This is a genomic window from Bacillus ndiopicus (assembly GCF_000612805.1).
In the GTDB taxonomy this organism is placed as follows: domain Bacteria; phylum Bacillota; class Bacilli; order Bacillales_A; family Planococcaceae; genus Metasolibacillus; species Metasolibacillus ndiopicus.
In genome coordinates this window covers 250,548-272,230 of the sequence record NZ_HG964408.1, presented here as the reverse complement: position 1 = coordinate 272,230, position 21,683 = coordinate 250,548, and the positions used below count along the sequence as shown (strand labels likewise).

General features: G+C 38.0%; 19 protein-coding genes. 4 read left to right on the top strand and 15 right to left on the bottom strand.

Features of this window, described 5'->3' with window-relative positions; translation table 11 throughout:
• Positions 1–134: 134 nt before the first annotated feature.
• The gene (locus tag TY13_RS16485; protein WP_042478304.1) at positions 135–1,022 is read right to left on the bottom strand and encodes a deoxyribonuclease IV; all 888 of its coding nucleotides are present in this window, start codon (positions 1,020–1,022) and stop codon (positions 135–137) included.
• Between the two features lie 12 nt (positions 1,023–1,034).
• Positions 1,035–2,336, bottom strand: a complete 1,302-nt coding sequence (locus tag TY13_RS16480) for a DEAD/DEAH box helicase (RefSeq protein WP_042478303.1) — start codon at positions 2,334–2,336, stop codon at positions 1,035–1,037.
• 173 nt (positions 2,337–2,509) lie between these two features.
• Here TY13_RS16480 and vrrA point away from each other — a divergent pair, with 173 nt between their 5' ends.
• From vrrA to TY13_RS20305, 3 genes are all read left to right on the top strand, one after another.
• The gene (gene vrrA / locus TY13_RS19935; protein ID WP_052344370.1) at positions 2,510–2,977 is read left to right on the top strand and encodes a VrrA/YqfQ family protein; all 468 of its coding nucleotides are present in this window, start codon (positions 2,510–2,512) and stop codon (positions 2,975–2,977) included.
• Positions 2,978–3,194: 217 nt separating this feature from the next.
• Entirely contained in the window at positions 3,195–4,163 is a 969-nt protein-coding gene (locus TY13_RS16470) for a 4-hydroxy-3-methylbut-2-enyl diphosphate reductase (protein ID WP_042478301.1), read from the top strand.
• Positions 4,164–4,638: 475 nt separating this feature from the next.
• Positions 4,639–4,806, top strand: a complete 168-nt coding sequence (locus tag TY13_RS20305) for an aspartyl-phosphate phosphatase Spo0E family protein (protein ID WP_074432975.1) — start codon at positions 4,639–4,641, stop codon at positions 4,804–4,806.
• Positions 4,807–4,816: 10 nt separating this feature from the next.
• Here the strand turns inward: TY13_RS20305 and TY13_RS16460 are convergent, their stop codons facing one another.
• The 4 genes from TY13_RS16460 to TY13_RS16445 form a co-directional block, all read right to left on the bottom strand.
• Positions 4,817–5,014, bottom strand: coding sequence for a hypothetical protein (locus TY13_RS16460; protein WP_042478298.1), 198 nt, complete (start codon positions 5,012–5,014; stop codon positions 4,817–4,819).
• 195 nt (positions 5,015–5,209) lie between these two features.
• On the bottom strand, positions 5,210–7,018 hold the full coding sequence (locus tag TY13_RS16455; protein ID WP_042478296.1) for an ABC transporter substrate-binding protein: 1,809 nt from the start codon (positions 7,016–7,018) through the stop codon (positions 5,210–5,212).
• 212 nt (positions 7,019–7,230) lie between these two features.
• Complete coding sequence (locus tag TY13_RS16450) at positions 7,231–8,727, bottom strand: ABC transporter permease (RefSeq protein ID WP_042478294.1); 1,497 nt, start codon at positions 8,725–8,727, stop codon at positions 7,231–7,233.
• Between the two features lie 12 nt (positions 8,728–8,739).
• Positions 8,740–10,167: an ABC transporter permease gene (locus TY13_RS16445; protein WP_042478292.1), complete on the bottom strand. Its 1,428-nt coding sequence runs from the start codon at positions 10,165–10,167 to the stop codon at positions 8,740–8,742.
• Positions 10,168–10,420: 253 nt separating this feature from the next.
• Here TY13_RS16445 and TY13_RS16440 point away from each other — a divergent pair, with 253 nt between their 5' ends.
• Entirely contained in the window at positions 10,421–12,172 is a 1,752-nt protein-coding gene (locus tag TY13_RS16440; protein WP_042478290.1) for an ABC transporter ATP-binding protein, read from the top strand.
• A gap of 47 nt (positions 12,173–12,219) precedes the next feature.
• On the opposite strand, the gene TY13_RS16435 is transcribed toward TY13_RS16440, so the two are convergent.
• From TY13_RS16435 to TY13_RS16395, 9 genes are all read right to left on the bottom strand, one after another.
• A complete protein-coding gene (locus TY13_RS16435) occupies positions 12,220–13,341 on the bottom strand; it encodes a Nif3-like dinuclear metal center hexameric protein (protein WP_042478288.1) in 1,122 nt (373 codons plus the stop codon).
• A gap of 2 nt (positions 13,342–13,343) precedes the next feature.
• The gene (locus TY13_RS16430; RefSeq protein WP_042478286.1) at positions 13,344–14,036 is read right to left on the bottom strand and encodes a tRNA (adenine(22)-N(1))-methyltransferase; all 693 of its coding nucleotides are present in this window, start codon (positions 14,034–14,036) and stop codon (positions 13,344–13,346) included.
• Positions 14,037–14,153: 117 nt separating this feature from the next.
• Complete coding sequence (locus TY13_RS16425; protein WP_042478284.1) at positions 14,154–14,489, bottom strand: c-type cytochrome; 336 nt, start codon at positions 14,487–14,489, stop codon at positions 14,154–14,156.
• Positions 14,490–14,631: 142 nt separating this feature from the next.
• Positions 14,632–15,774 carry an acyl-CoA dehydrogenase family protein gene (locus TY13_RS16420; protein ID WP_042478283.1) on the bottom strand — a complete coding sequence of 381 codons (1,143 nt, stop codon included), beginning with the start codon at positions 15,772–15,774 and terminating at the stop codon, positions 14,632–14,634.
• A 243-nt stretch (positions 15,775–16,017) separates the two neighbouring features.
• Positions 16,018–16,566 carry a hypothetical protein gene (locus tag TY13_RS16415; RefSeq protein WP_042478281.1) on the bottom strand — a complete coding sequence of 183 codons (549 nt, stop codon included), beginning with the start codon at positions 16,564–16,566 and terminating at the stop codon, positions 16,018–16,020.
• 204 nt (positions 16,567–16,770) lie between these two features.
• On the bottom strand, positions 16,771–17,895 hold the full coding sequence (gene rpoD / locus TY13_RS16410; RefSeq protein WP_042478279.1) for an RNA polymerase sigma factor RpoD: 1,125 nt from the start codon (positions 17,893–17,895) through the stop codon (positions 16,771–16,773).
• Between the two features lie 31 nt (positions 17,896–17,926).
• Positions 17,927–19,747 (bottom strand): DNA primase, encoded by a 1,821-nt coding sequence (dnaG, locus tag TY13_RS16405; RefSeq protein WP_042478277.1) that lies wholly within the window; start codon positions 19,745–19,747, stop codon positions 17,927–17,929.
• A gap of 385 nt (positions 19,748–20,132) precedes the next feature.
• On the bottom strand, positions 20,133–20,945 hold the full coding sequence (locus tag TY13_RS16400; RefSeq protein ID WP_042478275.1) for a pyruvate, water dikinase regulatory protein: 813 nt from the start codon (positions 20,943–20,945) through the stop codon (positions 20,133–20,135).
• 8 nt (positions 20,946–20,953) lie between these two features.
• Positions 20,954–21,583 carry a helix-turn-helix transcriptional regulator gene (locus tag TY13_RS16395; protein ID WP_230199467.1) on the bottom strand — a complete coding sequence of 210 codons (630 nt, stop codon included), beginning with the start codon at positions 21,581–21,583 and terminating at the stop codon, positions 20,954–20,956.
• Positions 21,584–21,683: the final 100 nt, after the last annotated feature.

The window sequence follows — 21,683 nt, the reverse complement described above, 5'->3', positions numbered from 1 at the left end:
TTTCCCCGAGTTATCTGCGGATTTCTATGACTTATCTGCGCTTTCCCTGATTTATTTGCGACTTTTTCTAATTCATCAATTTTTGTCAATACAAAAAGGCTGTTTGGCAAAAATGCCAAACAGCCCTCATGGATTTAGCCACGCATTGCGTCAATTAGTGCTGGGCGGAATTCGCCTTCACGTAGCATTGCAATTTCATGTAGGTATGGAGCTTCTTTCGTTTTAGCGTCTGCACCAACGAAAGGTGTTTCAAGTATTTTTGGTATATGCATGAGCTGGTCATGGTGCACAATATATTTCAGTACATCGAAGCCAATTTCGCCAAAGCCGATATTTTCATGACGGTCTTTTGCTGCACCACGCACATTTTTTGAATCATTAATATGCAATACTTTTAAACGATCCAGCCCGATAATTTTATCAAATTCATTTATAACACCATCAAAATCCTCGACAATATTATAGTTTGCATCATGTACGTGACACGTATCGAAGCAAACAGATAGGCGTTCGTTGTTTGTAACGCCGCTGATAATTTGAGCAATTTCCTCAAATGTACGTCCACATTCACTGCCCTTACCTGCCATTGTTTCTAGAGCGATTTGCACAGGGTAATCTTCTGACAATACTTCATTTAAACCTTCAACAATTTTTGCAATACCGGCCTCTGCTCCTGCACCAACATGTGCGCCTGGATGCAGCACAATTTGTTTTGCGCCAATGGCAGCGGTGCGCTTGATTTCCTCTTGTAAGAAATCTACACCGAGACGGAATGTTTCAGGCTTCGTTGTATTGCCAAGATTAATAATATACGGTGCATGTACGACGATGTTTTGCATGCCATGCTCCTGCATATGCGCTAAGCCCGCTTCAATATTGAGTTCCTCTATTGGCTTACGGCGTGTATTTTGCGGCGCGCCAGTGTATATCATAAATGTATTCGCACCATAGCTTAATGCTTCTTCACTAGCACCTAGAAGCATTTTTTTGCCATTCATCGATACGTGTGAACCTAATAACATGCTTAAAACCCCCTATTTACGGCCTCTATTTTTCAAACGGCGTTCACGTTTTTTAATTTTTTCCATTTCCCATTTCATATTGCGCTTATAGCCTGGTTTTACTTTTTTCGGCTTGCGCACTAGTGATTTCGCTTTCGCATCAATTTCATTTTCTTGCTTAACGCGATTTTGACGTTGGTGGCGATCCTTTAACTCAATCCATTCACCATTTTTAATATCTCTCTGTTCAAATGGGATACCCATTTTTTCAACACGTACTAACGCATCCTCATCTTCTGGCTTGAAAAGCGTAATGGCTGTTCCTTTATTACCTGCACGTGCTGTACGACCAACACGGTGAATAAAGAACTCTAAATCCTCTGGAATTTCATAATTGATCACGTGAGAGATACCTTGAATATCGATACCGCGCGCTGCTAGGTCTGTCGCAACGATAAATTGGAATTCCAAATCACGAATTTGCTTCATCATTTTTTTGCGATCGCGCGCACTCAAATCACCATGAATTTGCCCTGCACGAATTCCTTGCTCAGCTAAATAGCTTGCAACATGCTCCGCTGTTTTACGTGTATTACAGAAAATAACCGCTAAAAATGGATTGATGTTTTTAATAACATCCAGCAAACGGCTATCGCGCGATTTTGAACGGACGGGTACAAGGTAAAAATCAATATTTTCTGCTACTGGTCGCTTATCATTCATATGAATATGAACTGGTGATTCCATATATTTCTTTAAAAAGGGCTGTAGCTTTTCTGGAATCGTCGCTGAAAAGACGAACATTTCTAGGCTTTCAGGCATATGGCTAGCAAAGCCATCGATATCTTCAATAAAGCCCATATCAAATGCTAAATCCGCCTCATCCACTACAAGGATATTTGTCGTATGCACTAGTAACGCATTTTCCTTCACTAAATCTTTTATTCGACCTGGTGTACCAACAATGATATGTGGCTGTGTTTTTAATTTATCAATAGAACGTTGCTTATCTGTACCACCGATAAATAATTTTGCTTGAATTCCTGTTCCTTCAATTAATTGCTGTAATGCATCGAAAATTTGCTGTGCAAGCTCACGTGTTGGTGACGTGATTACAGCTTGTACCTCTTGTTTGTTTTCGTCTAAACGTTGCACAATGGGAATTAAAAAACTATGTGTTTTTCCTGTACCAGTATGTGCTTGTCCAATAGCACTCTTACCTTTTAGTACTAGTGGAATCATTTCCTTTTGAATAGGTGTTGGTTCAACAAAGCCTAATTTCGCAATGGCGTCCTGCAAAAAAGGTTTTAATTGATAATCTGTATATTTTGACATAATCGCTCCTCCTTAAATCTTTACTATTGTACCACGAAATCTTGTTTTACGTGCTTAATCAAGTTACGATGTTATAAACTTTTTCATTCAGAACCCATGTCGTAACTATTGCATATGATAGTTATAAACCCACTATAGTGTCCATTTGATGTGCATATAGAAAGGAGAGTTTTATGCGCCCGTTACCATATTTCCAGATGCCCATGCCTTACGCTGCTCCTCCGTACGGTTTTATGCCTAGAAATTTCATGCCATTTATGCGTGCTGGTGCATTCCCCCCGCAGGTGCCAATGGGGATGGGAATGCCGATGCAAGCAACACAGGCGGCACAGGCAGCACAAGCCGTAGCCGCTACGCCAAAATGGGAAACCTTTTTGCAAACAGCTAATAGCTTTATGAATAATGCACAAAAATTTACACCATACGTACAACAGGCTGCACCTATGATTAAAAACTTACCCGCTCTTTGGAGAATGTATCGAGGTTTTCGCAACTCATCAGGTGAATCTAGCACAGTTCATGCCCCCCATAGGGATATAGAAAACAGAGTGGAAAGTAGAATAGAAAGTACAAGGAGGCAAAATGAACGTCAAACACGACCTTCTGTGCCAAGAATTTATCAACCACCATTCGAATTATAAAATAAAATTTTAACGTTGCTGTTGGAAAAGCAGATTGGCATCTGTATTTTCCACAGCGATTTTTCTATTCTATTAAGAAAAGAACGGGCTGTATTAAAGCATACAAGCCAAAAATCTCAAACACTCTCTACATTTAATGACTTTAAAAAACGAACTTTTGTATTCGCTGTACGTCATTTGCTATAATGAGAGCAGTGAAGCGAAAGGAGTTTGAACAATGAAAGTAATTAAAATAAATCCACGTGGTTATTGCTATGGTGTTGTTGATGCAATGGTCATCGCACGCAATGCTGCATTAGATAAAACTTTACCTAGACCTATTTATATTTTAGGGATGATTGTTCATAATAAACATGTTACAGATGCCTTTGAGCAAGATGGCATTATTACACTTGATGGAGAAAACCGCAAAGAAATTATCGAAAAGGTTGACAAAGGTACCGTTATTTTTACCGCACATGGTGTTTCACCTGAAATACGCGAAATTGCGAAACGAAAAGGACTTGTTTCGATTGATGCGACTTGCCCAGACGTAACAGTAACCCATGATTTAATTCGTGAAAAATCGGCACTAGGCTATGATATTATTTATATCGGGAAAAAGGGGCATCCTGAACCTGAAGGAGCTATCGGTGTTGCACCTGATCACGTGCATCTTGTACAGTCAGTTAAAGATGTTGAACAGTTAAATATTACAAACGAAAAATTACTAGTGACGAACCAAACAACAATGAGTCAATGGGATGTTGCTGCATTGATGGAAGGGTTACAGCAAAAATTCCCTCATATCGAAGTGCATAAAGAAATTTGTCTCGCTACACAAGTGCGTCAAGAGGCAGTAGCAGAACAAGCAGGTGCAGCAGATTTGCTAATCGTTGTTGGTGACCCTATGTCAAACAACTCAAATCGACTGACACAAGTATCGGAGGAAATTGCAGATACAAAATCCTACCGCATCGCTGATCTTAGTGAGCTAAAGCTAGAATGGTTAGAAGGTATTGAATCAGTTGCTGTTACAGCAGGCGCTTCAACACCAACGCCAATCGTTAAAGAAGTAATTACATTTTTAGAAAAATATGATCCTGCCGATGCCTCAACGCATGCGCTTGCTCGTACTGTAACGCTAGATAAAATATTACCTAAAATCAAAGAACCTAAGCCTGTAGAAAAAATTATGCCATATTAATAGATAAAGCTCAGAAAAGCATAGATTGCATTTCTGAGCTTTATTATCTTGATTAAGTAGAAACTACAGTTAGTGAGATGAGTGACTATTTTTTATTCTTAAAATAGAGGCACCCAGTTTAACAACGCCACTCAAGCGCAACAACTGAGTGACCAACATCACGTCGGCTCAAGATGTCACAACTTTTTGAAGAGAAGCCTGCACAACGTGACGATTTTAGATTAACTTCCACTCAGCCCCCAAGAATCTGGACTGGAGTTAGCCAAGGCGTAATTGATTTTGTATTTTCGACAAATTCTTCGACATTTCTTGCTAAAAATTCGTGCCAATCCCTCATAATAGCTCCGTAACTGTTCATTTCTAATGCAATTATGACAAATTTATGAACTTTCATTTCCGCACACAATGTGACATTATTTTCATGAAAAGTAATATACAATACATGTATCAATCAAAATTAAGGAGTTCCATCATCATGTTGAAACACTTTTTCGAGAAAACGATTTTAAAATGTAGAATTGAATTAAAAAGAAAGCAAATGTATAAAAAAGCGAGAGACTTGGGCTTCACTCATCCAAAAGTAGTGGAATCCAGTCAGCAATTAGATACATTGCTTAACATTTACTTAAAAAGAGCTTCATAGCATTCAGCACTTACTGCTGTGCTCGTTTACGCTCTTTTCTATATTCGGTATAACGCAACACACTACCACCAATCGCAAAAGTCATACCAATTGTAATAAATATTACTCGCATCGTATTTGATGTAGTAGGAAGTACACCGAAAATCGTCGTTAAAACAACAAATAAACCAGAAATAGATACTAAATAACCTGCTAAACCTATACTCACGTTTTTCACCTCATGTCAAATTTTATCGTGCCCCACATGAAAATGCAATGTCACACCCTGTCATATAGAAAATAGCTTATTGAAAATCGAAAAGGCTGCGGTAAAGTGGAATCTTTCATCCGATTTTACCAACAGCCTTTATTTTTTGCAGACAACAATCTATCTACATCTGACAATACGTTAAAACTTCAAGTTTTATTTAGATGCTTTATATGCCTCTAAATATTCTTTCACTTTCGCGCTATCTGCTTCTAGTTTTAAGCCTGTGTCTACAAGTGGTGAAACTGTTGAAACAGCTGGCTTTTTATTGCCTTGATAGTAGCTAATAAATTCATCTTGATTAATTGAGTAAAGAACTGCTTTACGTAAATCAAGAGATGTTGCAATGTCGCGTCCTTTTGGATTCATTAATAAGTAAGAAACCGCGTTGCTGTCTGCCGTTTTTAACGTTAAATTTGCATCTCCATTTACAACATCTAGCTTTGTTTCTGGTACTGCTTGTAATACTTGGATTTCACCGTTACGAAGTGCAGATAACGCACTATCGTTATCTTGGATAAAGCGTACGCTTATTTTATCAACTTTTGGCTCATTTGCTGTTCCAGGTTGATAAGCTGGGTTTTTCACGAAAGTCGCTTCGTAATCATTTTTTTGCACTAGAATATAAGGACCTGAAGCAGCTAAATGATTTGCATATGTTGCCCCTTCTGTTACTGTTGCTTGATCCCCATATGCAACATTTACATTTGGATCATAGCTTGCTACATCAAATGTATTGATTGCTGTTACAGCAGCCTCTGACACGATGCCACCCGATTGATGCGCTAAGTAGTTTAACACTTGAGGGAATGGTGTTGGTGTTGTAATTTTCACTACTTGATATTTACCTGCTGCATTGTCAACATCCGCTTCATTCGTTACTACCTCTGCAATCGATGCAGGTAATTGTTTAGATAGTACATCTAAAACTGTATCACCTTCTGCTGTTTTTACCGCTTCTAATGATGTAATATCTTTTACGATTTCAACTGTTTCAATATTTTCATGAATTGAGTATGTGCGGTGATCAGGTACTGAATTCTCATCCTTTGCACGCTCTAATGAAAAGACAACATCCTCAGCAGATACTAAATCTTTTGTATCAACAGCTTGATTGTTTTCTACTTTTGCGAAGTTAATATCATCGCGCAATACAAAGTAATAAGACTGGTTATCTGCTGAAATTGCATGGTTGTATGATAGAGAGCCCTCAGAAACTACTTCATCAGTATCAGATAAATTGACTAAACGTACATACATATTTGTATTTAATGTATTAATTGAACCATCATTTCCTTTGATTGGGTCTAATGATGTTAATGATGAAATACCTTGATGCAATACAAGCGTTTCAGTTGCATTTTTCGCTGTATCATTAAAAGACATTGTCTCCCACGCCTGTGCACGTGATTTCGATAAACGCACTGTATCTGGATTTACGTCTGCTGAATAAATACCTTGGAATTTTTTCGAAATATATAGTGGTGCAATATACGCTTTATCAAATACAAGTGCTTGCTCAAGCTCTGCATATTTTTCCTTTGCTGCATCACCAATAAGTGTGCTTGCCTCATCAATTAATTTATCAATTTGCTCATCTGCTGTGTCACTATAGTCTCCGCCTGTTTTAAACAAGCCACGTACTGCATAGTCAGGGTTACCTGTTACAGTCGTCCAGCTTGAAAGCACGACATCATAGTTACCTGCATCTTTTTGTGCTGAATATGAACCATAATCTGGTTGAATATTTAATTTCACATCAAAGCCATTTTTCGTAAGTTGGTCGCGTACAATATTTAAATCTTGCTCCTGTGAAGCCATACCTAACACTTCAATTACTGGTTTGTCACCTGTTTTGTCGCCAGTGCTTTCTTTATCTACATTTGATTTTGTTTCTACACAGCCTGTTAATGCAACCGCTGCTGCTGTTGTCGCTGCTGCAAATGCTAAATATTTTTTGTTCATTTTAAGTACCTCCATATAATCAATTACGCCTCAGCGGAATTGCGTCTAGATTTTTCGAGCTTGCTCGAAAGTTCCCATTCAAAATCTATGACATCCGCCGAAGGCTTTATTTTGATTCAGCGAGTGTTTGGGCACTCACTGAATTAAATGCTAATTTTACATTTATCACGCTACCTACTTGCTGTTGCAGGCTTCTGCTGAATCAAGATAATTTAGTGTGATTTAGGGTCTAATGCATCACGTAAGCCGTCACCAAAAAAGTTAAATGATAAAACGAGCAACATAATACAAATACCTGGGAAAATTGCTACATAGGAATGTGTTTCTAAATAAGTGCTTCCTACCTTTAAAATATTACCCCATTCAGGTATATGTGGCTCTACACCAAGCCCTAGGAAGCTTAAACTACTTGTTGAAATTACTGCGCCTCCGATTGTTAATGTACTCTTAACAATCATTGGTGCTAAAGAGTTAGGCACGATATGCTTAAAAATAATTGCAGAATCGGAAGCCCCTAATGCTCGTGCCGACTCAACAAATTCGTAGTTGGCGATTTGCATTACGTTAGCACGCATTGTTCTTGCGTATGTTGGAATAGCACCGACGCTAAGTGCGATAATTAAATTAACCGTATTTGCACCGAATGCAGCAATAATGGCAATCGCCAATAAAATACCTGGAATTGCATATAAAATATCTAGTGAACGCATAATGATATTGTCCGTATGTCGGCCATAATAACCTGAAAATGCACCCAATGCGCCTCCAATTATCGCTGGGATAATCGTAGAGAAAAACCCTACAATTAATGATATTTGTGCACCAAATACGATACGTGAAAATAAATCTCGTCCGAAATCATCGGTACCTAACGGATATTCAAATGAAGGCCCTTGTAATAAGGCACTATAATTATTTTGTGTCGCAAAGTCGTAGTCGAATGTCCATGAGCTTACAACAGATAATGAGAACATAGAAATAATAAAGAACATGCCGAATACGGCCATTGTATTACGCAAAATTTTATCCCACGTTTTTTGCCATTTTTCTATAGCAGAAGGGTCTGAATTTCTCGCCTTGCGAATTAATGTAAAGCCAAGTAATGTCGCAAATAAATTACCTGTTAATGTCGCTAGCAAAAGTACGATTCCTAACACTTGCATCCATTTAGGTGCATATGTAGGTGTGACATAGCGCGCAACAAGTATGGCTGTCACCGTATAAATAATTGCAAAGCCTATAAATGCAGCCATCGCCACTATAAAAGTGTCTACAACATATGGCTTAAATATATTCAGTGCTGAAAGCATAAAAATAACAATTTGTGTCATCAGCGCATAAACGGTGAAAGTATACTCAGCCGTTTTGTTTTTTGTGATAAGCATAAAACCGTAGCCTGCTGCAAAAACATTTCCTGCTAAAATCGTGAAAACTAGCGGATAGCCTAACAAACGTGTACGTCGCTCTATTTGCTGAGCGTTTGTTAAATCTTTTTTTATTAGAATGGATGTTAGCCAAACATAAAGTGTTGTTATAGCATAAATAATAAAGCCATATAACACGTATGGTCGCCATACACCTTCGGTAAAATTAAAACTATAAAGTAAAAGCAGTACTGAAAAAATCGCAGAAAAGGCAATGGTGAATTGTGCATTGACATATTCCTGTGTAATTTTCAAAAGTAGTTTCACATTTGATATGAATTTCACAAATATCCTCTCCTAAGATTGTTTCATTTTTGAGCGAATGCGTGGATCAAAGAAAGCATACAGCACGTCAATTACCATATTAACAATCGAAATTGTAATGGCGATATAAACAACGCCTCCAAGAATTGCAGGAATGTCCGGAATAAATTGTTTATCAACAATATAGCTACCAATACCGCTAATGTTGAATACTTTTTCTGTGACCGCTGCCCCACCAAGCATACCACCGAATAATAATCCTATTACTGTAATAATGGGAATCATTGCATTGCGAATCGCATGTTTTAAAATAACAGTTTTCCCACTTAAGCCCTTTGCTCTCGCTGTAATAATATAATCCTCATGAATGACCTCTAGCATACTAGAACGCGTCATCCTTGCAATGGATGCTGTAATCGATGTTCCTAATACCACGATTGGCATAACGATTGATACCCAATTATTCGGGTTATACGTTGCGGGTAGCCATTGTAGCTTTAATGAGAAAGTTAAAATAAATATTAACCCCTGCCAGAAGCTTGGAATGGATAGACCAATTAGTGCAAGTAGCATAAATGTATAATCTAAAAAGGAATTAGGACGAACTGCTGAAATAATTCCTACTGGTATCGCAATAATAATTGCCATCACTAAGGAGAACAATGCAATCTCTAATGTAACAGGAAATTTATTCATTATGCTTTGTGTAATATCCTCTTTACCAGCAAGGGAATTTCCTAAATCAAAAGTAAATAGTCCAGATAGAGAATGCCATAGCTGTACTAAATACGGCTGATCCAAGCCATGAATTTTATTAAAATTCTCTATTTGTGCAGGTGTCGCCTCAACACCTAATAGATTGCGAGCTGGATCAAATGGTGAAATATATAAAATCGTGAACACCAGTATTGCTACTCCAGCAATAACAAACAAGCTTTGGAAAATACGTTCAACAATAAAACGTACAAATGGATTGCTACATAAAATTAATATTGCGTACATAAAAATGCCGGGAATAAATGTCACTAATAAGAAAGAAGGCTTTGTTAACAATTCGCTAAAATATGTTGCATATGATTTTTGTTCAACATTGCTTTCTAAAAGCTGCTTTTCTACTTCCTTATTAATTCTCTTGTCAATTAATTGCTTAATCGTTGTCTGAAGCTGCTGCTCATCAATTTTTTGATTAAAAAAGTTGGCTTTGGACAATTCCTGCTCTCTATATTCCGACGCCCACTCATCGCATATTCCAGAGGCGATTATATTCGCTCTTTGCTGTTCATATTTTTCCGAATAAGTACTCTTATTCTTTTTATAGAAAAATAATATAGTAGCAACAATATGAACTAACAACCCTGTCACATATAAAATCCAAGCATAACTTCTTTTAGCACCCAATTTCTGATAGCTTTGTGCAAAATAATTATTTATGCCGCGTCCAAGAATTTGATTATTGGACATATTGCTCCTCCTTTCATTACAATTGTAATACTTGATAAGTTTCAATAAAAACACATATTGTATAATTCCTATCTGTATAGTACATTATGTAGTAGCTAAATCATTTCGTCAATAAAAATATTATCATGATTTAACGCAAATTTGTGTTCTGACGACTTAGAATTAGAAAAAGATAGATTCGGCGTCTATTGGATAGTGAAATGAAATTGTTTGGAAAGTCGAAATTGATTTAAAATATAGAAGGTGAACATTTATGGATGAAAAATTACTAGAAATAGAAGATTTACGCGTTTCTTTTATAACGGGAGAAAGCGAGTTTGAAGCAGTAAAAGGAGTTAGCTTTCATGTAAATAAAGGAGAAACTGTTGGCATTGTAGGGGAATCAGGAAGTGGTAAAAGTGTTACAGCACGTTCAATTATGCGCTTATTACCCTCCCCTCCTTCATTTTTAAAATCAGGCTCTATTTATTTTCAAGGGAAAAATTTAATAGAACAAACAGATAAGCAGATGGAAGCGATTCGTGGGAAAGATATTAGCATGATTTTCCAAGATCCAATGACTTCTACAAACCCTACTATTCGTATAGGGGAGCAGATTGCAGAAGGATTAATAAAGCATCAAAAGCTTTCAAAAAAACAAGCTTATGAGCAAACGATTGAATTGCTAAAATTAGTAGGTATCAATAACTGTGAGGAGCGCTATAAACAATATCCACACGAATTTAGTGGTGGTATGCGCCAACGCGTGATGATTGCGATGGCACTTGCCTGTAATCCTTCATTATTAATCGCAGATGAGCCAACTACAGCACTTGATGTGACTATACAAGCGCAAATTTTAAGCTTAATGAAGCGGATGCAGGAGCGATTAGGTACAGCTATCATTTTAATTACGCATGATTTAGGTGTTGTTGCAGGCATGTGTGACCGCGTTGTTGTGATGAAGGAAGGCGAAATTGTTGAACAAGGAACAACCGAGGAAATTTTCGCAAACCCTCAGCATGATTATACGAAGCGTCTATTAAATGCTTTACCAAAGCTACATGAAAAAAAGGAACCAAAAGAGCAGCCAAATCTTCCAGCAGACCTTAACCCAAATGTTCCATTAGTGGAAGTGCGCCACTTAGAAAAGCATTTTAATTTAGGTAAAGGGAATGTTTTAAAGGCTGTAAATGATTTATCCTTTCATATTTATCCCGGGGAAACGCTTGGACTTGTAGGTGAATCAGGCTCAGGTAAATCGACAACTGGACGTACCATTTTACAATTGCATCAGCCAACTGATGGAGAGGTTCTTTATAAAGGTGTACCTGTTACACGTTTATCCAAAAATGAATTAAAAGGCATGCGTCGCTATTTGCAAATGATTTTCCAAGATCCGTATTCATCTCTTAATCCGCGTAAAAAGGTGCTTGATATTATAGGTGAGGCGTTAGATGTACACAAGCTAACGACATCTGTGGAGCAGCGCCGAGCGCGTGTGGAAGAGCTATTAGAATTAGTAGGCTTGAAAAAAGAGCATGCACTACGCTACCCTCATGAATTTAGCGGTGGGCAGCGACAAAGGATTGGTATTGCTAGAGCATTAGCGGTCGAGCCTAATTTCATTGTTTGCGATGAGCCATTATCTGCGCTAGATGTCTCTATTCAAAAGCAAATAGTCGACTTACTTAAGGATTTACAGCAGCGCTTTGGCTTAACTTATTTATTTATCGCACATGACCTATCAATGGTAAAGCATATTAGTGACCGAGTAGCAGTTATGTACGGTGGGAAAATTGTAGAGCTGGCTGAAAGCGAGGAGCTCTATTCAAACCCACAGCACCCTTATACAAAAATGCTGTTACAATCTATCCCAATACCCGACCCTGCGATAGAAAAACAAAAGCAAAAAGAAAGACATGTATTAACAGAAGACGAGCTACTTACAAAACGTTTTGATGTTGATAACACGCACCTTGTCGAGATTTCTAAAGGGCATTGGGTTGCACTCGAGAAAAAGTAAAAGCATTAAATAAAGGCTGTGAGGGAGTTCCCTACAGCCTTACTTATTTAAATAAACTTAAATGGCTCTGTATGAATCGCTGACTCGATAAATTGTACAGGCAATTTTTTTTCCTCACAAAGTTTTGCCATTTTTTCTGCAACACCTTTTATCATTACCTTTTCTACGTGGTGTCCTGGGTCCACAATGCTTAAACCATTTACTTCTGCATCCTGTGCCATATGGAAGCCAATATCCCCTGTTACAAAGACATCTGCCCCCGCTCGCTTTGCGGCTGCAATATAGCTATTGCCATCTCCTCCAACAACCGCTACCTTCGATACAGTTTGCTGTAAGTCACCTACAACACGTAGACACGGCACATTCAATTGTACCTTCACCAATTCAGCAAATTGCTGTAACGTTAAAGGCTGCTGCAATGTACCAATGCGCCCTAAGCCAGCCTCATTTGCTGTTAATGCCATTTCCCATACATCATAAGCAGGCTCCTCATATGGATGTGCATTGAGCATCGTCTTTAATATACGATTTTTTTGACTGCTTGGGAAAATAACTTCAATTTTTTGCTCAGGCTCTACGTTTATTTCACCAATTTGACCAACAAACGGATTTGCACCTTCTAGTGCACGGAAACGCCCTTCTCCTGTTGTCGTAAAGCTGCATGTATCATAATCGCCTATTTGCCCTGCCCCCGCGTTAGCAAGAGCTGCTCTTACTGGCGTCGCATGTTCTGTTGGCACATATACAGCAAGCTTCATTAGCTGCTCGCTATATGTATGCTCTAAAATTTTACGGTTTTCAAGCTGTAGTGTATCCGCAAGTAAATCATTAACGCCACCTTCTGCGACATCTAAATTTGTATGGGCTGCATATACCGCAATATCATGCTTTAGGCATTTTTCATAAAGCTTTCCTGCTGGCGTATCTGTTCGTAAATTGCTTAATTTACGAAAGATTGGCGGATGATGTGCAATAATTAGCTCACAGCCTTGTTCAATCGCTTCTTCAACTACTGCCATCGTAACATCTAGTGTTACTAACACTTTCGTCACCGTTTTATTTACTGTGCCAATGGCAAGTCCTATAGGATCATTTGGCATACACGCAAGCTTTTTAGGCGACCAGCTTTCAAACAATTGAATAATTTCATTTCCATTAACTAACTTCATTCCTAAAGCACTCCTTCGACAAGTTGAATTAGTTGCTGTAGCTCCTCTCGCTTCGCTTGAATTTCAGGCGTTGCTTCGGCTTTATTTAAATCTTGTAAAATTCTTTGCCAATTTTCTATTTCTCTCGTCCATTTTTTTACAAAAACTTCTGAACACTGTGCAATTAAATGCTTACCAAGTAAAATTTCAGCTTCTGTCAGACGCATTACACCTCGTTGCAACACAAGTATCTCGTATATTTTATCATCTTCTTCTAAAATCACTTCATCTAGAATTGCCCAACCATGCGATAACGCCCATTCACGAATTACTTTAGCATGGATATTTGGCTGTAAAATTAAACGGGTAACTGAATGCAATGCTTCTGGATGCTTGTCTAATATTGATACGATTAAAGGACCACCCATACCTGCAATTGTAATCGTATCAACATGATCGTTCTGTTCAACGGCAGCAAGACCATCCGCTAATCGCACTTCTATATTGTTTAATAATCCTTCTGCACGCACTTGACGCTGTGCAGATTCATACGGACCTTTCACAACCTCACCAGCAACAGCGCGTGATACAATTCCTTGCTGCACTAAATAACATGGTAAATATGCATGATCGCTTCCGATATCTGCTACAACCGCACCAGTGGGTACGAAGGAAGCAACCGTTTCTAATCGTTTCGATAGCTTTTGTGCGTTCATAAAATTCCTCTTTTCTGCAATGTCTCCACTCTATTATAGTAGAAAACCGCCCCATTGCCGAGTTATACAAAAAATAAATCCTTAGCCACAATATGCAGCTAAGGATTTATCTACTTGTTATTTTAAGCTTGAAATATAGTCAGCGATTGCTTGTGCTTCCGCTTCAGATTTCATATTTGGTGTCATAAAGTTAGAGCCTTCTAAACCGTTTACTAATACATCAACGATATGTGCTGGATCTTGTTCCACAAGATTTGGTCCCATAGCTCCAGTTAAATCGCCACCATGACAGCTAATACAAGATGCCACTAGCTCTGCGCCGCCACCTTGCTCAGTAGTTTCGCCACCTTCAGCTTCTTCACTTTTTCCAGCACCGTTTACTGACATGAAGAAAATAAGTCCGATACCAAATGCTAAAATTAAGATGTAAGGAAAAACTGGATTGTTTTTCATACGATAAACCTCCCTTGTTATTCATTGTGCTTCTATATGATAGAATCTATTCAACATTAATTATTGTACTGCATTCAGTTGAAAACGGAAAGCCCTAAAGCATAAGTTTTACTTTGTTTGTAACAATTTCGTCACTTAACTATTAATCAGCCAAAATATGTCTTGCAATTACTAGCTTCTGTACTTCAGAAGTACCTTCTCCAATTTCTAATAGTTTTGCGTCACGCATATAGCGCTCTACTTCGTATTCACGCATATAACCATAGCCACCATGTATTTGGATTGCCTCATCGCAAACTTCCATCGCCATCTCGGATGCATAATATTTTGCAATCGCAGCCTCCTTGCTGAAAGGACGTCCTTGATCTTTTAACCATGCAGCTTTGTACACATATGTACGAGCTATATCAACCTTCACAGCCATATCCGCTAACTTAAATTGTGTTGCTTGGAAATCAGCTATGGCTCTGCCGAATTGCTTACGTTCCTTTGCATATCGCACGGCCTTATTTAAGGCTCCTTGTGCAATACCTACAGCCATCGCTGCAATACCGATACGCCCGCCATCTAATGTTTGTAAAAACTGCTTAAAGCCATTGCCTCTTACACCGAGTAAATTTTCCTCTGGCACAACGACATTTTCCAAAATAAGCTCTGTTGTATTGGAGGCATTTAACCCCATTTTTTCATATTCATCTTTAATCGTAAATCCTTTAGCATCTGTTGGCACAATAATTGCGCTAATTTCCTTTTTTCCATCCTTTAAATCTGTAATAGCTGTTAATGCTAAATGCTTTGCATAGCTAGCATTTGTAATAAACATTTTCGATCCATTAATTGTAAATTGATTACCTTCTAGTACTGCTCGAGTTTCAGTACCGCCTGCATCAGATCCCGCATTGGCCTCAGTTAAACCAAAAGCACCGAAAGACTCCCCTGTACAAATCGGTGTTAAATAACGTTCCTTTTGCTCCTTAGTGCCGAATAAATTGAGAGGAGCTCCACCTAAAGAAATATGTGCCGAATACGTAATACCCGTTGAAGCACAGACGCGGCTTAATTCCTCCGTCACAATAGCAAAGCTAATTGTATCTGCACCAGCGCCTCCATATTCCTCTGGAAACGGTAACCCCATTATGCCCATCTCCGCTAATTGTTGAAATATCTCTTTTGGAAACGCTTTCTTTCTATCGCGCTCAATAGCCCCTGGCGCTACTACTTCATCAGCAAATTCTTTCATTGTGCGTTGAATCATACGTTGCTCATCTGTTAAATCAAAAAACATTTTGCCCACCCCTTTGCATGTTTACACTTTTATTCTATAAGAAAAAACCGTATTTTAACAGCATTTTCGTACTAAAAAGAGAAGGACGTGTCTGAAAAGCCATTTTGAGACGCGCACTTTGCGACGAGGATAGTGACAATTTATTGTGACTACTGTAGGAGCATAGTTTTTTAGCAAATATTTAATATAGAAGCTAGGGCAGTCCAAAAAAGAATACCTTTTTGGATACCCCTTCAATCAATCTTATACAAAAAAATAAATCACTATCGCTAACATCCCTAAAATACCAGAAACTGTAAGATAAATAATTTTCAATGTTAAACCTGAAATAAACCATAGTAAGCAGTTTAGTAGTAACCCTGTATAGAGCACTGTTAAGCTATGAGGGAAGTAAGTCATACATACTTGCACCGTAACTGCCAACAGTAATAAAGCACCAGTTAAATGCAGTATTGGTGATAGTAATTGATTTTTTTTAGCTATGTAAAAAGCACCTATCAAACAACCAATCGCTAAAGCTGTTGTTAAAATAGCGACGAGCCACACAGCATCAATCGTGAAAAGTAGTACGATAAAAATAATTGCTATAATTGGCATTATTGAATATTTGCGCAATGCCTGTCTTTTTTTCTGCGCCATCACCGATTGAGAAGCCTTTCCCTGTATTTCCTTTTGCTCCTCCCCTTCAGTGTATAGTGTTGTTAAAAAGTCACAATAATGCTCAGGCAATAGCTTATTTTGCTTCCAAAATGTAATTTCATTAATAATTATTTGCTTTCGTTGGTTCGACATTTTTATTCTCTCCAAACCATTTTGTTATGTATAATTCTATCATAAAGAAAATATTACTATTCTAACATCGGTAAAAAGTAGCATCTCATCTAAATTTCGTTGGTAGTTATAATAATTATTTATTATATCAGGTGTGTTAATTAGCCTTTATTTTACAAAAAAAAGCTATAGGCGGACTGGTAGACCACCTATAGCTTTTATATATTATTCTAAAAAGTCTTTTAATCGTTTTGAACGAGATGGATGGCGTAGCTTGCGGAGTGCCTTCGCCTCAATTTGACGAATACGCTCACGTGTAACGCCAAATACTTTCCCCACTTCTTCAAGCGTTCGCGTACGACCATCATCTAATCCGAAGCGTAAACGAAGTACATTTTCTTCACGATCTGTTAAAGTATCAAGCACATCTTCAAGCTGCTCCTTTAAGAGTTCATAAGCCGCATGATCTGAAGGTGATTGTGCCTCAGAATCCTCAATAAAATCGCCTAAATGCGAATCATCCTCTTCACCAATTGGTGTTTCAAGTGATACAGGCTCTTGTGCAATTTTTAAAATTTCACGAACTTTTTCAGGTGTTAAATCCATTTCCTCACCAATTTCCTCTGGAGATGGCTCACGTCCTAAATCTTGCAATAGTTGACGCTGTACACGAATCAATTTATTAATTGTTTCGACCATATGCACAGGGATACGGATTGTACGTGCTTGGTCAGCAATCGCACGTGTAATCGCTTGGCGAATCCACCATGTAGCATACGTAGAAAACTTAAAGCCTTTACGGTGATCGAATTTTTCGACCGCTTTAATAAGCCCCATATTCCCTTCTTGGATTAAGTCAAGGAATAGCATACCGCGCCCAACATAGCGCTTAGCAATTGATACAACAAGACGTAAGTTCGCTTCAGCTAAACGTTTACGCGCTTCTTCATCACCTTGCTCAATACGCTCTGCTAAACGAATCTCTTCCTCAGCAGAAAGTAAATCAACACGACCGATTTCCTTTAAGTACATACGCACAGGGTCATTAATTTTAACACCTGGTGGCACACTTAAATCGTTTAAGTCAAACGTTTCTTCATTCGCCTCTTGCTTAGACAATGCATCTTCCTCGAATTCCTCTTTACCTTCTACGGTAACACCATGACTTTCGATATTTTCTGCAAAATGGAAGATTTCTTCGCTTTCTAGCTCAAAAGTAGCTAGTCTATCGGAAATTTCTTTCATCGAAATTTCGCCTTCTGTCTTTGCTTTATTTTGAAGAAGCGCTTTTACTTCCTCTAACGATAGTTCATTTACTGTTTCTTTTGAGCGTTCTGATTTGTCCGCCATAAACCTTCCTCCTTCTAAAAAACGAATCGAGTTACATCGTCGCCAAAGTTCTTCTTAAATGGACAATTTTTTGCATAATTTCCATAGCCTGTTTATATTCATGCATTTTTTCTGCTTCTGTCTGCTTTTGACGCAATGCATCAATTTCAAGCTGTATGCGATGTTTTTTAAGATGTTTTATACAGTCTGCAATTTCAGCTTCTGCATGATCTGGATCTCGCTCAGCTAATGCAGCTTCCATCACAATTTTACGTAACTCTGAATCTTCAATTACCTCTACAAATCGTTGATAATCAGCTGTACTAAATTCCTCGTAAAAACCGATTAATCGAACAAAAACAACCATATACTCTTCTCTTACAAAAGGCTCCTCGCCACTTTGTAAAATTTTATCAACCACATGCACATTATGAAGCATATGCGATAACAACAATCGTTCTGCACGCTCCGCTCCAGTCAACGGTTTTTGCGATACAGGCACCGAAGCAACTTCTTGCATTGGGATTTGTTCTTTTTTATAGTGCTTCGATTTCGCTGCCTCAAGTTTACGATATTGTGCATAAATAGCTTCTTGAGAAATAGATGTTTCATTGGCAAGCTGTGTTATATATAAATCACGCTCTATTGGCGAAGATACCAAAGCAAGCTCTTCTAGCACTTCTTGAACGTATTGCAGCACATCATTTTCAAATTGAAAATTTTTATTGCGCCTTGCATACATCATCATAAAAGCAATATAAGCATGGGGCTTGTCAATTATTTGTGCTTTAAACGCTTCTGCACCGTACTCACGAATATAATCGTCTGGATCAAGCTTGTCCGGTAAAACAGCAACTTCTACTTTTAAGCGTTCATCCTTTAGCAACTGAGCTGAGCGTCGCGCTCCTTCCATTCCAGCAGAATCCCCATCATAGCAAACTGTAATTTGCTCCACTAAGCGCTTGAGCTTTTGGATATGCTGTGGTGTGAGCGATGTGCCCATCGTTGCTACTGCATTCATAACGCCTGCATTCGTCGCTGCTAATACATCAACAAAGCCTTCCATTAAGATTACTTGACGCGTTTTCCGTATTGTAGCCCGCGCTTTATCTAAGTTGTATAATACTTCGCTTTTATGAAAAATTGGTGATTCAGGACTATTCATATATTTTGCTTCTTCAGCATCTGTATTTAAAATTCGCCCTGAAAACGCAATCACCTTCCCATTATCGTCGCGAATTGGAAACATAATACGTCCCCTAAAGCGATCGAAATATGAACCATCACTTTCTCGTCGAATCACTAGACCACTCTCTGCCATTTCCTCTAAAGAAAATTCTTTTCTTTCTAAAAATGAAGTCAGCGAATCCCATGACGGCAACGCCCAACCAATTTTATGGTTTTCGATTAACTCCTGAGTGAAGCCACGCTTCAATAAATATTGTAAAGCTTCTTCTCCATCCTCAGTATTCATTAATAAATGATGGTAAAATTCCATTGCAAAATCGTGTGCCTGACGCATATTTGCCTCGGCTTTTGAAATGGCTTTTGCAGGCTGTGAACTACTAGTCAGTTCTGCATCTAATTGGACGCCTGCTCGTTCACCAAGTTTCACAACAGCATCTGGGAATGTTATATTTTCAATATCCATCACAAAGGTAATCGCATTACCACCTGCTCCACAACCGAAGCAATGGAATATTTGCTTGTCTTGCGAAACGGAGAAAGAAGGCGTTTGCTCTCCATGAAATGGACATAACCCAAACCAGTTACGTCCCCTTTTGGTCAATTGCATATAATCGCTAATAACATCGACTATATCCGACTGTGAACGAATTTGTTCAATTAATTGCTCAGGTATCTTTCTGGTCATTCCATCACCATTTTCAGTTGTTACATAAACATAATTCGAGATTTATATTGAAAATCCTTTATTAAACGACAAAAAATTATCGGAAGGATTGTACAAGATGAAATATCTCTACTTCTAAATATTTTTACCACAATTTTATTATTATAAAACAATTATTTCATTTTAGCTACATATTTTTATCTTAATCCAGAAGAAAACTCCCACTTTCATAGGTGCTGAGATGAATTCTATTGTGTTTAAATGATTCAATTGAAGTACAAACACCTATTGAATCAAGATAAATGCCCACAGATTTTAATGAAGATTCCCTCGCGAGCTAGAGAGTTAGTCAAGGCGCAATTGATTAACACACGAAAAAACCCCATCCTAAGCGGATAGAGGTAGCTTATACTTGAGCGCGGATTTTATCCAAAATAACATTTGCTGTTTCTTCTACAGCTGTATTTGTCACATCAATTACCTCGCAACCAATACGATTAGCAATCCGAGTAAAATGCTCAATTTCTTGTTTAATGCGGTTATGCTGTGCATAAATAGCATCATCATTTAAACCGAGCGTCTTTAGACGTTCTCTCCGTATACTATTGAGGTTGTCTGGTGAAATAATTAAACCGAAGCATTTTTTTGGATCAACTGCAAATAGCTCAGCTGGTGGCTCTACTTCTGGTACAAGTGGAACATTTGCTACTTTTAAGCTTTTATGGGCTAAATATTGTGATAAAGGGGTTTTAGATGTTCGGGAAACTCCTATTAAAACAACATCGGCCAGTAAAACACCGCGAGGGTCCCGCCCGTCATCATATTTAACAGCAAATTCAATCGCTTCAATTCGCTTAAAATAATCATCATCTAATTTATGCATAAGCCCAGGTCGTTCTAATGGTGCTTCCTTGATAGCATTCTCTAACAGCTCTATCATTGGCCCCAACAAATCAATTGCCGCGACATGCTGTTCTAATGCTATTGTATAAAGATTTTGCCGCATTTCTTTTTCAACTAATGTATATACAATAATTGCCGTTTCTTGCACAGCTTGCTGTACGATTTGAAGAAGTTCTTCAAAGCTTTTAATCCGCGGAAAACGGCGTATTTCTACATTTTCAAATGTTGGTCTAAATTGACTAACAGCCGCTCTAACTGCTAGCTCTCCTGTTTCACCTACAGAATCAGATACGACGAAAAAAATCAAGTTGTCCAAAATATCACCTACAATTCGTGAATTTGTGCGAGTGAGATGAAGGCCTTCGTCACATTTGTTTTCGTTAATCGACCAATAATTTCAACGCCACTAACCGTTTCATTCACTACTGGCAAAGAATCGATTTCACGATCGATTAATTTTTTAGCAGCTTCAATTAAAAAGTCATTTTTTGTGCAGTATGCAATGTTAGGCATACGTGTCATAATAATATGTACAGGAATTTTATTTAAATCCTGTGTGCCTATGCTAGTACGCAATAAATCTTTACGTGATAAAACCCCTTGTAAATAATTGTTTTGATCCGCTACAAATAGCGTCCCAACATCCTCTAAAAACATATGACAAATAGCATCATAAACGGTCATATTTTCAGAGACAATAACAGGTACAGATTGAAAGTCCTTTACTTTTAAATTCATAAGAGAGTCTGTTAATGACATCGTATTCTTTTTTCCTGCATAAAAATAACCAACACGTGGTCTTGCATCTAAAAAACCAGCCATCGTTAATATTGCTAAGTCTGGTCTCAATGTTGCTCTCGTTAAGTTTAAACGCTCTGCAATTTGCTCCCCTGTAATTGGACCGTTTTCTTTTACAATTTGCAAAATAGCGTCTTGACGTTTATTGAGTTCGATTTTGACTCACCTGCTTTTAATAATGTTATACTGATTACGTTATTATTATATACTATTTCAAATTAGATTGCGAAGAAAAGAATTAGGGCTATAGCACTTG